At 68.1% G+C, this 13,339-nt stretch carries 13 protein-coding genes and 1 pseudogene; 7 read left to right on the forward strand and 7 right to left on the reverse strand.

What is annotated here, in order from left to right; all coding sequences use genetic code 11:
- The 4 genes and pseudogenes from CF70_RS37970 to CF70_RS17575 all read left to right on the forward strand — a co-directional run.
- Window positions 1-330: pseudogene (locus CF70_RS37970) on the forward strand (hypothetical protein); the annotation flags it as partial.
- Window positions 327-1,748 carry a hopanoid biosynthesis associated radical SAM protein HpnJ gene (gene hpnJ / locus CF70_RS17565; RefSeq protein ID WP_035867280.1) on the forward strand — a complete coding sequence of 474 codons (1,422 nt, stop codon included), beginning with the start codon at window positions 327-329 and terminating at the stop codon, window positions 1,746-1,748. The pseudogene CF70_RS37970 and the gene hpnJ, both read left to right, overlap by 4 nt.
- A gap of 17 nt (window positions 1,749-1,765) precedes the next feature.
- Window positions 1,766-2,608 (forward strand): hopanoid biosynthesis-associated protein HpnK, encoded by an 843-nt coding sequence (gene hpnK / locus CF70_RS17570; protein WP_035867526.1) that lies wholly within the window; start codon window positions 1,766-1,768, stop codon window positions 2,606-2,608.
- 55 nt (window positions 2,609-2,663) lie between these two features.
- Entirely contained in the window at window positions 2,664-3,659 is a 996-nt protein-coding gene (locus tag CF70_RS17575) for a lysylphosphatidylglycerol synthase domain-containing protein (protein ID WP_035867281.1), read from the forward strand.
- On the opposite strand, the gene CF70_RS17580 is transcribed toward CF70_RS17575, so the two are convergent.
- Genes CF70_RS17580 through CF70_RS17610 form a run of 7 tightly spaced genes read right to left on the reverse strand, consistent with a single transcriptional unit; the run spans window position 3,651 to window position 10,171 of the window.
- Window positions 3,651-4,484: an enoyl-CoA hydratase/isomerase family protein gene (locus CF70_RS17580; RefSeq protein ID WP_051648632.1), complete on the reverse strand. Its 834-nt coding sequence runs from the start codon at window positions 4,482-4,484 to the stop codon at window positions 3,651-3,653. The two genes, CF70_RS17575 and CF70_RS17580, sit on opposite strands and share 9 nt — an antisense overlap.
- A 38-nt stretch (window positions 4,485-4,522) precedes the next feature.
- Window positions 4,523-5,674 carry an acyl-CoA dehydrogenase family protein gene (locus CF70_RS17585; RefSeq protein WP_035867284.1) on the reverse strand — a complete coding sequence of 384 codons (1,152 nt, stop codon included), beginning with the start codon at window positions 5,672-5,674 and terminating at the stop codon, window positions 4,523-4,525.
- A gap of 3 nt (window positions 5,675-5,677) precedes the next feature.
- Window positions 5,678-6,508 (reverse strand): SDR family NAD(P)-dependent oxidoreductase, encoded by an 831-nt coding sequence (locus CF70_RS17590; protein ID WP_035867288.1) that lies wholly within the window; start codon window positions 6,506-6,508, stop codon window positions 5,678-5,680.
- 23 nt (window positions 6,509-6,531) lie between these two features.
- Window positions 6,532-6,951, reverse strand: coding sequence for a MaoC family dehydratase (locus CF70_RS17595; protein WP_035867290.1), 420 nt, complete (start codon window positions 6,949-6,951; stop codon window positions 6,532-6,534).
- Window positions 6,952-6,961: 10 nt separating this feature from the next.
- On the reverse strand, window positions 6,962-7,402 hold the full coding sequence (locus tag CF70_RS17600; RefSeq protein WP_035867291.1) for a MaoC family dehydratase N-terminal domain-containing protein: 441 nt from the start codon (window positions 7,400-7,402) through the stop codon (window positions 6,962-6,964).
- A 2-nt stretch (window positions 7,403-7,404) separates the two neighbouring features.
- Window positions 7,405-8,586, reverse strand: a complete 1,182-nt coding sequence (locus tag CF70_RS17605; protein ID WP_035867293.1) for a lipid-transfer protein — start codon at window positions 8,584-8,586, stop codon at window positions 7,405-7,407.
- 25 nt (window positions 8,587-8,611) lie between these two features.
- A complete protein-coding gene (locus CF70_RS17610) occupies window positions 8,612-10,171 on the reverse strand; it encodes a long-chain-fatty-acid--CoA ligase (protein WP_035867294.1) in 1,560 nt (519 codons plus the stop codon).
- Between the two features lie 144 nt (window positions 10,172-10,315).
- Between CF70_RS17610 and CF70_RS17615 the strand changes: the two genes are divergently transcribed.
- The 3 genes from CF70_RS17615 to CF70_RS37975 all read left to right on the forward strand — a co-directional run.
- Window positions 10,316-11,329: an AraC family transcriptional regulator gene (locus CF70_RS17615; protein WP_035867296.1), complete on the forward strand. Its 1,014-nt coding sequence runs from the start codon at window positions 10,316-10,318 to the stop codon at window positions 11,327-11,329.
- Between the two features lie 617 nt (window positions 11,330-11,946).
- Entirely contained in the window at window positions 11,947-13,113 is a 1,167-nt protein-coding gene (locus CF70_RS17620; protein WP_051648618.1) for an ABC transporter substrate-binding protein, read from the forward strand.
- A 21-nt stretch (window positions 13,114-13,134) separates the two neighbouring features.
- A partial coding sequence (locus CF70_RS37975; protein WP_235185109.1) for an NAD(P)-binding domain-containing protein occupies window positions 13,135-13,339 on the forward strand: 205 nt, incomplete at its 3' end.

The following is a 13,339-nucleotide window of genomic DNA, read 5'->3' on the forward strand; positions in this document are numbered from 1 at the left end:
GCCGCCGCGGCCCTGCGCGCGCCGCTGCGCGACGCGCTGCTGCTCGTCGAATGGGCGGCCGCGCTGTTCGGCGAGAAGGTGCGCTGGCGCGAGCAGGTAATGTCGGTACGCGATCGCCCCGCCGCTGCCGCCGCGCCCCGCCCGGAGTTTGCCAACCCGCACTCCGGCCCCGTTCCGCAGCAAGGCAGCGGCGCGCAAGCCGTCACGGGCTTTGCCGCCGGCATGATGGCCCGGCCCCTTTCCTTGCAGGCCGATGGCGCGGACAATGACGAGCGCGACCGCTCTCCCGCCCTGTCTGCAAACGGCATGATTCCACAGAGACCGCTATGAGAACGCTCTTCCTGCAGGCTCCTTCCTTCGATGGCTTCGACGGCGGCGCCGGATCGCGCTACCAGGCCAAGCGCGAGATCAAATCGTTCTGGTATCCCACCTGGCTGGCCCAGCCCGCCGCGCTGGTGCCCGACAGCCGCGTGCTGGATGCGCCGGCCGACGGGCTGGACGCGCAGGCCACGCTGGATATCGCCGCCGGCTTCGACCTGGTCATCATCCACACCAGCACGCCGTCCTTCCCGACCGACGCGAAGTTCGCCGAGGAACTGAAGAAGCGCAAGCCCGGCGTGCTGATCGGCATGGTGGGCGCCAAGCCGGCGGTAGACCCGGGCGGCACCCTGGGCGCCAGCACCGCCATCGATTTCGTGTGCCGCGAGGAATTCGACTACACCTGCCAGGACGTGGCGGCGGGCAAGCCGCTCAAGGACGTGCCGGGCCTGAGCTACCGCCTGCCGGACGGCTCGCTGGAGCACAACGGCCCGCGCCCGATGATAGAAAACATGGACGCACTGCCCTTTGTGGCGCCCGTGTACAAGCGCGACCTGAAGATCGACAACTACTTCATCGGCTACCTGAAGCACCCCTACGTGTCGATCTACACCGGCCGGGGCTGCCGCTCGAAGTGCACCTTCTGCCTGTGGCCGCAGACCGTGGGCGGGCACCGCTACCGCACCCGCTCGCCGGAGAGCGTGATCGCCGAGGTGAAGTGGATCAAGGAGAACATGCCCGAGGTGAAGGAGATCATGTTCGACGACGACACCTTCACCGACTTCAAGCCGCGTGTGGAAGAAATCGCGCGCGGGCTGGGCAAGCTCGGCGTGACGTGGTCGTGCAACGCCAAGGCCAACGTGCCGTACAGCACGCTCAAGATCATGAAGGAAAACGGGCTGCGCCTGCTGCTGGTGGGTTACGAATCCGGCGACGACCAGATCCTGCTGAACATCAAGAAAGGCCTGCGCACCGACATCGCGCGACGCTTCACCGAGGACTGCCGCAAGCTCGGCATCACCATCCACGGCACCTTTATCCTGGGCCTGCCGGGCGAGACCCGCGAGACCATCGAGAAAACCATCGCGTACGCCAAGGACATCAACCCGCACACCATCCAGGTATCGCTGGCGGCGCCCTATCCGGGCACCACGCTGTACCGCCAGGCGGTGGAAAACGGCTGGCTGGAAGAGAACAAGGTCATCAACCTGGTCAACGACAAGGGCGTGCAACTCGCCGCGATCAGCTACCCGCACCTCTCCAGGGAGGAGATCTATCACGGCGTGGAGACCTTCTACAAGCGCTTCTACTTCCGCCCCGGCAAGATCTGGGAGATCGTGCGCGAGATGCTGGGCAGCTGGGAAATGATGAAGCGGCGCCTGCGCGAAGGCGTGGAGTTCTTCCGTTTCCTGCGTTCGCACGAAGCGTGAGCCCGGCGCAAGACAAGATGACAGGGCAGACCGCGGTGGCATCGCCACGCGCGCTGATCCTCACCGCGGACGATTTCGGGCTGCATCCCGCCGTCAACGAGGCGGTTGAGATGGCCTGCCGCGATGGCGTGCTCAACGCGGCCAGCCTGATGGTGGCCGCGCCTGCCGCCGCCGACGCGGTGGCGCGCGCGCGCCGCCTGCCCGGCCTGCGGGTGGGGCTGCACCTGGTGCTGGCCGACGGGCCCGCGATGCTGCCGCCCGCGCGGATCCCGGCGCTGGTCGACGCGCAAGGCCGCTTCGGCTCCGCCATGGCGCGTGACGGCTGCCGCTTCTTCTTCCTGCCCGGGGCGCGGCGGCAGCTTGCCGCCGAGATCCGCGCGCAGTTCGAAGCCTTTGCAGCCACCGGGCTGGCACTGGACCACGTCAACGCCCACAAGCATTTCCATCTGCATCCCACCGTGCTGTCGCTGACGCTGGCGATCGGCCGCGAGTTCGGCCTGCGCGCCGTGCGCCTGCCGCGCGAGCACCGCGCGCCGCTGCTGCTGCGGCCCTGGCTCGCGCTATTGCGGCGCCGCCTTGCCGCCGCGGGCGTGGCGCACAACGATTACGTGGTGGGCATCGCCAATAGCGGCGCCATGGACGAAGCCACGCTGCTGGCCGCGCTCGCGCGCCTGCCCGCGGGCGTGGGTGAGATCTACTTCCATCCCGCCGTGGTATCGGGCGCAGAGGTCACGGCCACCATGCGCGGCTATCGCCATGCCGACGAACTGGCCGCGCTGCTGTCGCCGCGCGTGCGCGCCGCGCTGGACCGGACCGTGCCGCGCCGAGGCGGCTTCGCCGACGTGCTGGCCCCGGCATGAAGGGCACGACAATGCTGGCGGCAACACCAGCGGCAACCCTGGCCGCAAACACGCGATGAAGCGGCTGATCTACCTGTCCGGCCTGCTCGGCCTGCTTGGCCTGACCCTGCTGATCAGCCACGAGGGCGCCAGCGACGTGGCCCGCATCGTCGCCGATGGCGGCTGGCTGCTGCTGCTGCTGGTGCCCTTCCACGCGCTGCCGCTGCTGCTGGACGCACAGGGCTGGCGCGTGCTGCTGACCTCGGCCGATCCCGAAGAGCGCGCCGGCCTGGGCTTCCTCTGGTGGGTGGCCACCGTGCGCGAAGCCGTCAACCGGCTTCTGCCCACCGCCAGCGTGGGCGGCGAACTGGCCGGCATCCACCTGACCCGCCTGCGCATCCGCGACACCACCGCCATCACCGCCAGCATCGTGGTGGAAGTCATGGTGACGCTGTTCGCGCAATACCTTTTCTCCGCGCTGGGCGTGATGTTGCTGATACTCGCGATGCACGATGGCGGCCAGGCGTGGGTGATCCTGCTCGGACTGGCGCTATCGCTCCCCGTGCCGGTACTGTTCGCGCTCTCGCTGCGTCACAGCGCGATCTTCGAGCGCCTGGAGGGTGCCGCCAGGCGCCTGTTCGGCGGGGACCACAGGCTGGTGGCGCTGATCGACGGCGCTCGCCTGGACGCCGCCATCCGCGCGCTCAATGCGCGCCACGGCGAACTTGCCGCCGCGCTGGCCTGGCAGCTTGCCGGCTTTCTCGCGGGCACGCTGGAAATCTGGTTCGCGCTGATGCTGCTGGGCCATCCGGTGCCGTTCTGGCAGGCCATCGCCATCGAATCGCTGACCCAGGCAGCGCGCCATGTCGCCTTCTTCGTGCCGGCCGGGCTGGGCGTGCAGGAGGCCGTCGTGATGCTGCTGGGCCATCTGCTCGGGGTAGACCCGCAGGTGTCGCTGTCGCTGGCGCTGGTCAAGCGCGCACGCGAGGTGATGTTCGGCGTGCCGGCTTTGTTGTCATGGCAATGGGTGGAACTGCGCCGCTGGCGGCGGGAGGCGGCGGCGCTAAGGTAAGTGCCAACCCGCGCCGCAAGCGACTCCGCTTTCCGCCTGCCCCCCCGCAAATCGCGGCGGCCGCTTCTCCAGGAACGCACGCACGCCTTCGCGCGCATCGGCGCTCCCGGCCCGGGCCACAAGCAACGCTTGCTCAAGCGCCAGATGCTCCTGCAGGCCTCGCGCCGGCAAACCGCCGCACAAGGTCTTGATCGCGGCCAGCGACCCGCCCGCGGCACTCGCCAGCCGGGCCACCAGGGCCTCGGCGGCATCGGCCAGTCCGTCGTCCGGGTACAGGGCATCGATCACGCCGTGCTGCAGGCAGCGCTGTGCGTCAATCGTTTCACTGAGCATCAGCCACTGCTGCGCCCGCATCGCGCCGACGCGCCGGGCCAGGAAATACGAGGCACCGGCATCGGGCGACAGACCGATCGCGGCGTAGCCGGTGCGCAGCGTGGTCGATGCCGCGCCGAGCACGAAGTCCGCGCACAGCGCCAGGCCGATGCCCGCACCGGCCACCGGCCCGCTGACCGCGGCCACCACCGGCAGCGGCGCAGTGGCCAGCCGGTAGAGCGCCGGATGGAGCGGGGTGAGGATGTCGTCTACCAGCTTATCCAGCGCCGTTCCCGCGGCGGCGAATTCGTCGATGTTGCCGCCGGCGCAGAAAATGCGGCCTTGCGCCGCCAGCAGCACCACGCGCGGCTTGCGCTCCAGCACTTCGTCGATGGCACGCACCAGCGCGCGGCTTGCCGCGAGCGTCAGCGAATTCGCGCGTTCCGGCCGGCTCAAAAGGATGCGGCCGATATCGTCGGCCACGCCCCAGCTCACCCCTTCCGATTGCTGCATGGGATCCTCCGTACCTGAATCGAAATCGATCGCCGGCGTCATGCCGTGAGCTTGCGCGCGATCAGTTCCTTCATGATCTCGTTGGCGCCGCCGTAGATGCGCTGCACGCGCGCGTCGGCATACAGGCGCGCGATCGGGTACTCCATCATGTAGCCATAGCCGCCAAAGAGTTGCAGGCATTCGTCCGTCACCTTGCCCTGCTGCTCGGTGCACCACCACTTGGCCATGTAGGCCGCCGTATCGTCCAGCGTGCCGTCGAGCAGGCGCTGGATGCAGTCGTTGACGAAGCTGCGCACCACGTGGGCGAGCGTGGCGCACTCGGCAAGCTTGAAGCGCGTGTTCTGGAAGTCGTACAGCGACTGCCCGAACGCCTTGCGCTGCTGCGTGTAGTCGAGCGTCAGCGCCACCGCGCGCTCGATCACGGCCGCGGCGGGCACGGCAAGCAGCATGCGTTCGTACGGGAGCTGGCTCATCAGTTGCGCGAAGCCCCTGCCTTCCACCTCGCCCAGCAGGCAGTGCGCCGGCACCCGCACGCCGTCGAAAAACAGCTCGGCAGTGTCGGAGGCATGCTGGCCCAGTTTCTCCAGCCGCCGCCCTACCCGGAAGCCCGCCAGGTTCTCCGTCTCCAGCACCACCAGCGACACGCCCCGGCTGCCGGCTTCGCCGGTGCGCACCGCCACCACCAGCAGGTTGGCGGTGAAGCCGTTGGTGATGAAGGTCTTGGCGCCGTCGATCACGTAGTCGTCCCCTTCACGCCGGGCGCGCGTGCTCAACGCCTGGAGGTCGGAGCCGCAGCCGGGCTCGGTGAGCGCAATGCCGGCCAGCATTTCGCCACTGGCGAGCCGGGGCAACCAGCGCTGCTTCTGCGCCTCGGTGCCGTAGTCCAGGATGTAATGCGCGGCGATGGTGTGCACGGCGGTATTGGCGGGCACCTCGGCCTTGGCCAGTTCGTCCTGCACCACGCACTGGTAGGCAAGGCTCGCGCCCGCTCCGCCATAGGCCTCCTCCATTTCGGGAAGCAGGAATCCCATCTGCCCGAACGGGCCCCAGACCTCGCGCGGGATGTAGCCCTGGCGGCGCCAGCCATCCAGGTGCGGCGCCAGTTCGCCGGCGACGTAGCGGCGCACCTGCTCGCGAAAGGCTTCGATCTCTTCGTCCATCCACTGATGGCGGTACGGTTGTGGCAGCATGGCTCAGATCCCCGTCAGGCCGCCGCTGCACATCAGCGTCTGGCCACTCACATAGTCCGACTCCGGAATGCAGAACATGTACACCGCGCCGGCCGCCTCGTCGGGGGTGCCGCCGCGGCCCAGCGGGATACCTCTTTCCATCGCTGCCATCAGGTCCGGGTTGACGCCGACCTTGATCTCCCGGCCTTCGATATTGGCGGTGGCCTCGTCCGCGGTGCTGCCGGTCAGGCGGGTCTTGATCAGGCCATAGGCCACGCAGTTGACCGTCACGTTCATGCGGCCCCATTCCTTGGCCAGCGTCTGCGTCATGCCGACGATGCCGGCCTTGGCGGTGGAGTAATTCGCCTGGCCGGCGTTGCCGAACAGGCCGGCGACCGAGGATGTGTTGATTACCTTGCGCACCACGCGCTTGCCGGCCTCGGCCTCGGCCCTGGCCAGCCCCCGCAGCACCGGTTGCGCCGCGCGCAGGATGCGGAACGGCGCCGTCAGGTGGCAGTCGAGCATGGCGTACCACTGCTCGTCGGTCATCTTCTGGATCACGTTGTCCCAGGTGTAGCCCGCGTTGTTGACGATGATGTCCAGCCCCTTGTACGCATCGACGGCGGTGCCGATAAAGCGCTCGGCGAAGTCCGGCGCGGTCACGCTGCCGACGCAGGCCAGGGCTTCGCCACCGGCGGCGCGGATGGCCTGCACCACTTCCCCGGCCGGTTCGGCATCGAGATCGTTGACGACGATGCGCGCGCCTTCGCTGGCCAGCTTGAGCGCGATCGCGCGGCCGATGCCGCGGCCCGAGCCGGTGATGAGGGCGACCTTGCCTTCGAGTTTGCGAGTCATGGGTGTGTCTCCTTCCTGGCGGTTCAGGGCAGCGCGACCAGCGCTTCGCCCGCGATCCTGGTTTGTCCGAACTGATTGGTGCTCTGCACCTCGATGCGCACGCAGCGTTCGCCGTTGATGTCGAGCTTTTCGACGACGCGGCCGCCGCATTGCATGATGTGGCCCAGGTGGGTGATGCCCTGGAAACGCACGTCGAAGCGGCGCAGTTGCGATTGCGGCGCCCAGCCGGTCAGCAGCCGGCCCAGCCACGCCATGCCCAGCATGCCGTGCGCGAACACGTCCGGCATACCGGCGCTGCGCGCGAAGTCGAGATCGATGTGGATCGGGTGATGGTCTCCGGAGGCGCCGGCAAACAGCGCCAGCGTGCGGCGGTCGACCGGGGGCAGCGTCAGTGCGGGCAGCGTGTCGCCGACCTGTATCGAATCCATGTCAGGGGTTGTCATGTCCGCTCCCTCAGTTGCGCACCACGGTCAGCGACCGCAACCGGCCCACGGGCTCGCCGCGCTGGTTCGCTACCTGCGACTCGGTTTCGATGAATTCGAGCCCGCCGCCCTTCTTCTCGTAGATATCCTTGACCCGGGAGGTGACCGTCACCGTGTCGCCGGCAACGATGGGCCCCAGATACTCAAAGCTCTGCTCGCCGTGCAGCACCTTCCGGATCGGCACGCCGAGCCGTTCGAGCAGGCCGAACATCGCGCCGGAATCAAGCTCGGCGGTGAACAGGAAGGTGGGCGGCGCGGGAAGGTCGGCATAGCCGGCTTCGCGCGCGGCGGACTCGTCGAGATAGACCGGATTGGTCTCGCCGATGGCCTTGGCGAAGAACTTCAGCCGGCCGCGTTCGACGGGCAGCACCGAGCTGCCGATCTCGTGGCCGATCCATTTTTTGTCGACCATGGTCAGGCTCGCTCGTAGAGGGTGACGACGCAGGCGCCGCCCAGCCCCAGGTTATGCTGCAGCGCCAGCCGCGCGCCGTCCACCTGCCGCGCCCCGGCGCGCCCGCGCAGTTGCTCGACCAGTTCCGTGCATTGCGCCAGTCCCGTGGCGCCGAGCGGGTGGCCCTTCGACAGCAAACCGCCCGACGGATTGGTGACCACCTTGCCGCCGTAGGTGTTGTCGCCATCCACCACGAACTTCTCCGCGCCGCCGGCCGGGCACAGGCCAAGCGCCTCGTAGGTGATCAGCTCGTTATGGGCAAAGCAGTCATGCAGCTCCACGACGCCGATGTCCTCGGGTCCGACGCCCGCGGCTTCGTACACTTGCCGGGCGGCGCTGCGCGTCATGCCGAAGCCGACCACGTCTCGCATATCGCGCGTGCCGAAACTGTCTGGCGTATCGGTGGTCATGGCCTGGGCGCGGATGCGTACCGTCGCGTCAAGGCCGTGTTTCTTCGCGAACGCCTCGGAAACCAGGATCGCCGCTGCCGCGCCGCAGGTCGGCGGGCAGGCCATCAGCCGGGTCATCACGCCGGGCCAGAGCATCGGCGCGGCCATCACCTCCTCCTCGGTCACCACATTGCGAAACAGCGCCAGCGGATTGTTGGCAGCGTGGCGGCTGGCCTTGGCGCGTATCTTGGCGAAGGTCTCGACCCTGGTGCCGAACTCCTGCATGTGCGCGAGGCCCGCGCCGCCAAAGTAGCGCAACGCGAGCGGCAGTTCGACGTCGGTCAGCTCGGCCGCGAGCGCGTCGAAGCGTTCGAACGGGCTCGGCCGGTCGTTGAACACCGAGCCCAGCGCGCCCGGCATCATCTGCTCGAAGCCGAAGGCCAGCACGCAATCGGCCATGCCGCTGGCCACCGCCTGGCGGGCCAGGTACAGGGCGGTCGATCCGGTCGAGCAATTGTTGTTGACGTTGATCACCGGGATGCCGGTCATGCCCACTTCGTACAGCCCGCGCTGGCCGGCGGTGGAGTCGCCGTAGACGTAGCCGGCGTACGCCTGCTGCACGCTGGCGTACTCGACACCGGCGTCGGCCAGCGCGGCACGCACGGCCGCGGCCACCATCACTGGATAGGGCTCGCTCGCGCCCGGCTTGGTAAATGGAATCATGCCGGCGCCGGCGACGATCACGGATGAGGTCATGGGTACTCCTTGCGTATGGTTAAGTTCAGCCCACTTGCCGCTGTTGCCCTTCCCAGAAGGGCTTGCGCAGTTCGGTCTTGAGAATCTTTCCCGCGCCGGACAGCGGCAACGCGTCGCGGAACTCCACGCTGCGCGGGCATTTGTAGCCGGCGATCAGCGACTTGCAGTGGGCGATGATTTCGCGGGCCGTGGCGGCTGTGCCGGGCTTGCTCACCACCACGGCATGCACCGCCTCGCCCCACTCGGCGCTCGGCACACCGATGACGGCGCTGGCCATGACCGCCGGATGCTGGGCGAGCGCGTTCTCCACCTCGGCGGAGTACACGTTTTCGCCGCCGCTGACGATCATGTCCTTCAGGCGGTCGACGACGAAGATAAAGCCGTCCTCATCCATGTAGCCGCCGTCGCCGGTGTGCATCCAGCCATCGCGCACGGCCGCGGCGGTCTGCTCCGGCTTGTTCCAGTAGCCTTGCATCACGGTGGGCCCGCGCACCGCCACTTCGCCCACCGTGCCGCGCGGCACTTCGCAGCCGTCACCGTCGACGATGCGGACTTCGGAGGTGTAGCTGGCGCGGCCTGCGGAACGCAGCTTGCCCAGCTCGCGCCCCTGCCGCGTGTGATACCAGGCGGGATTGATGGTCGCCAGCGGCGACAGCTCGGTCATGCCGTAGGCCTGCACGAAACCCACGCCGGGCAGTGCGGCCATGGCGCGCTCGAGCACGGCTTCGGAGATCGGCGAGGCGCCGTAGGCGATGGCCTGCAGCGCGCTCAGGTCGCGCGGCTGCTTCATCGCTGGATGATCGACCGTCATCTGGATCATGGTCGGCACCAGCAGCGTATGGGTGACGCGGTCGCGCTCCAGCGTATCGAGCAGCAGCTCGGGGTTGAACGCCGGAATGATCGCGTGCGTGTTGCCCTCGATCCAGTGCGGCATCGCCAGTCCCATGTCGGCCAGGTGGAACATCGGCGCGGCATGCAGGTAGGTGCCGCCGGGCGTGGCCAGCCCCTCCGCGCGCAGCGCCAGGCCGGAGCTGCACAGGTTGGCGTGGCTCAGCATGACGCCCTTGGGGAAACCGGTAGTACCGCCCGTGTAGAAGATGCCGGCGAGGTCCTCGTCCCGCCGCACGGCATCGGGTACCGGCGCGGTGCTGGCCAGCAGTGCCTCGTAGCCGTGCATGCCGGGTGGCACCTCGCCGTCGCCGCAGTAGATCAATTCGCGCAGCGTGACCGCATCGCGGCGAAGCTGCGCGGCGAGCGGTCGAAACGTTTCGTCGACCAGCAGGATGGTCGAGCCCGAGTCGTCCAGCGAATACAGGATCTCCGCCGCCGACCAGCGGGTATTGCAGGGGTTCAGCACGCCACCGGCCCAGGGTACCGCCATCTGGTATTCGAGAAAGCGGTCTGAGTTCAGCGACAGCATGGCAACGCGGTCGCCGTTCTGCATGCCCAGCTTTTGCAGGGCGCCGGCCAGGCGCGCCACGCGATCGGCCAGCTGGCGAAAGGTCCGCTGGCGGCCGCCGCAGCGCACCGCGATGCGTTCGGGGTGTTGTTGCACTGCACGATGCAATGCCTGGGTGAGGTACATGGATGTCTCCGTCGCGTTTCGTGAAAGCGCTGGCGTGTTGTATTGTTTGTGCTGCCCATGGTAGAAACGCGCCGCGAAGCGTGCAATTGCGCTTCACGTCGAATGCATGGCAGAAGACCTCAATCCGCGACTCCCGCCCGATTCATGTCCCCTTCCCCGGTCACCATCTCGATCGCCTTAGTGCACGGCATGCTTGCCGGGGTGCAGGCCCGCGGCCAGCCTTGCGACGTCTACCTGGCCGACGCCGGCATTGCGCCGGCGTTGCTGCAGGAGGCCGGGGCGCGCGTCACCGCGGACCAGTACATCGGCCTGTTCCGCTCGCTGATCGACCGCCTCGGCGACGAGGGCCTGGGCTTCCTGTCGCGGCCGCTCAAGCCCGGCAGTTTCGCCCTGACGGCACGCTCGGCGCTGGGCGCGCCCGACCTGGAGACGGCCATCCGGCGTATTGCGCGCACCTTCCGGCTGGTGCAGGACGACGTCGAACTCGTGCCGGTGCGCGAGGCAGACCTGGCCGGACTGGCCCTGCAATTCACCGGTACGGCGGCTGCGCCGCCGGCCTTCCTGCACGAGATGTTGCTGCGTGTGTTCTGGCGATTGCTGGCCTGGCTGGCGGGTGGGCAACTACCGGCCGCGCGCTTCGACTTCGCCTTCGCCTGTCCGCCGCATGTGGGCAGCTACGGCAAGGTCTTTCCGGCTCAGCTGCATTTCGGGCAGGCGCGCTCGGCCATCTGGTTCGACGCCGTGCGGCTGGAGAGCCCCGTGCGCAGGGATGCCGCCGCGTTGCGCACCTTCCTGGCGGAAGCGCAGGCCAATGTCATCATGCCGCGCCGCCGCGAAGAAATGACCAGCGCGCGCGTGCGCGGCCATCTGCAGCATACGCAACCCGGCTGGCCGGACCTTGCCGCCACCGCCGACGCGCTGCACATGTCGGTCTCCACGCTGCAGCGCCGCCTGGCCACGGAAGGCACCTCATTCCAGGCGCTGAAGGATGAACTGCGCCGCGACATCGCCATCGTCCGGCTGAACACCAGCAAGGTGCCGCTGGCCGCGCTGGCGCAGGAACTGGGATTTACCGACAGCGCGGCATTCCAGCGCGCGTTCAAGGCGTGGACGGGTAGTGCGCCGGGAACGTATCGCCGGGGTGAGAGCGGCGGCTAGCCGGCAGGTGTCCGCCGCATGATTGCGGACTGCGAAGGGGTATCGGATTACGGAAGGGGATTATCGTGCTGACTGCCCGCGCAGCCGCCCAGCAATGCCAGGACCGAAAGATAGACAACGGCGTGCTGGGCCGGCTTGATACGTTTCATCGGGGTATCCAAGGTGGGTTAGCAGTGGGTGTGGAACGAGGTCAGTCGAAACAAACGGGACAAATGGAACAAACGGGAAAAATGAGGCGGGACCGCTCGGCAGCTACGCGGCAACCATGGCCGCGCGTGTGCGGCGGCCATGCCGAGGCCGCCCTGTGCAGCGCGGCTCCCGGTCACTTGATGGTCGCCTCATCCCTGAGGTATTGCAGTTCGCGCTCGCGGATGCGGCGCCCCAGGCTGATGGCTTGCGGGTTGTTGGGGTCGCAACTGCGCATTGTCCGGATTTAGGAAGGTTCCTAGCCCCCCCCCATTCGAAGGGATTTCCCCTCATTGACGGGGATTGGTGTTCAGCCCGCATTGACCGGAGACCCCGCGGGCGACCGGGGCGCCCCTCCCGCATGGGGCCGATAAATCGTTAAGATAGCCTTCGCCGCATTACCCAAAAAATAAGACACGAGGAGATCATCCATGCCCCACCCGCGCATCCGCGCCACCCTGCTGGCTTCCGCCCTGCTCCTGGCCGCCCTGCCCGCGCGCGCCGACATCCGCGTGGGCATCGACGTCTCCACCACCGGGCCCGCCGCCTCCATCGGCATCCCCTCCAAGAACGCTGTGCTGATGTGGCCGCCCACCCTGGGCGGCCAGCGCGCGCAATACGTGATCCTGGACGATGGCTCCGACCCCGCCGCCGCGGTGCGCAATGTGCGCAAGCTGATTTCCGAGGAGAAGGTGGACGTAGTGGTCGGCCCCAACATCACGCCGACGGCCATTGCCGCGCTCGATGCGGTGGCGGAGGGCGAGACGCCGATGGTGGCGCTGGCCGCGTCGGCCGCCATCATCGAGCCGCAGGCGGACCCGAAGCGGCGCTGGGCGTTCAAGATGCCGCAGAACGATTCGCACATGGCCACGGTGCTCACCGAGTACATGAGCAACCATGGCGTGAAGACGGTGGGCTTCATCGGCTTCAACGATGCCTACGGCGAGAGCTGGTGGCGGGAGTTCTCCAGGCTGGCGGAGCTGCGCAAGATCAAGGTGGTGGCCAACGAGCGGTTCTCGCGCAACGATACTTCGGTGACCGGGCAGGTGCTCAAGCTGATGGCGGCCAACCCGGATGCGATCCTGGTGGCCGGCGCGGGCACGCCTTCGGTACTGCCGCAGAAGACGCTGGCCGAGCGGGGGTATAAAGGCAAGGTGTACCAGACCCACGGCATCGCCACCTGGGATTTCCTGCGGGTAGGCGGCAAGGATGTGGACGGCACGCTGTTCCCGACCGGGCCGGTGGTAGTGGCCCGGCAACTGCCGGACAGCCATCCGGTGAAAAAGGTGGCACTGGATTTCGCGACGCGCTATGAGGCGAAGTACGGCGCGGACAGCATCACGCAGTTTGCCGGGGATGCCTGGGGCGCGTGGATGCTGCTGGACGACGCCGCGCGCCGTGCCGGCAAGAGCGGCGCGCAGCCGGGCACGCGGGAGTTCCGCCACGCCATGCGCGATGCGCTGGAGACCACCACCAACCTGACCATTCCCAATGGCGTGATGAACCTGAGCGTGAAAGACCATCAGGGCTTCGACCAGCGCTCGCGCGTGATGGGTGTGATCCGCGACGGCAAGTTTGCCTACGCGGCCGAGAATTAAGGATGTCTTGATATGAGCAATATGACAGCAACCCCCTCCCAACCCTTGACGATCGGCTTTATCGGGCTGGGCGCCATGGGCACGCCGATGGTGCGCCACCTGCTTGCCGCCGGCCACGGCGTGCGCGCCTGTGTGCGCCGGCCCGAGGCGGCCGACGCGGCCCGCGCGCTGGGCGCGGTGCCCTGCGCCACGCCCGCAGAAGCGGCGCGCGGCGCGGCGGGGGGGG

This window comes from Cupriavidus sp. SK-3 (genome assembly GCF_000611145.1).
Lineage (GTDB): Bacteria > Pseudomonadota > Gammaproteobacteria > Burkholderiales > Burkholderiaceae > Cupriavidus.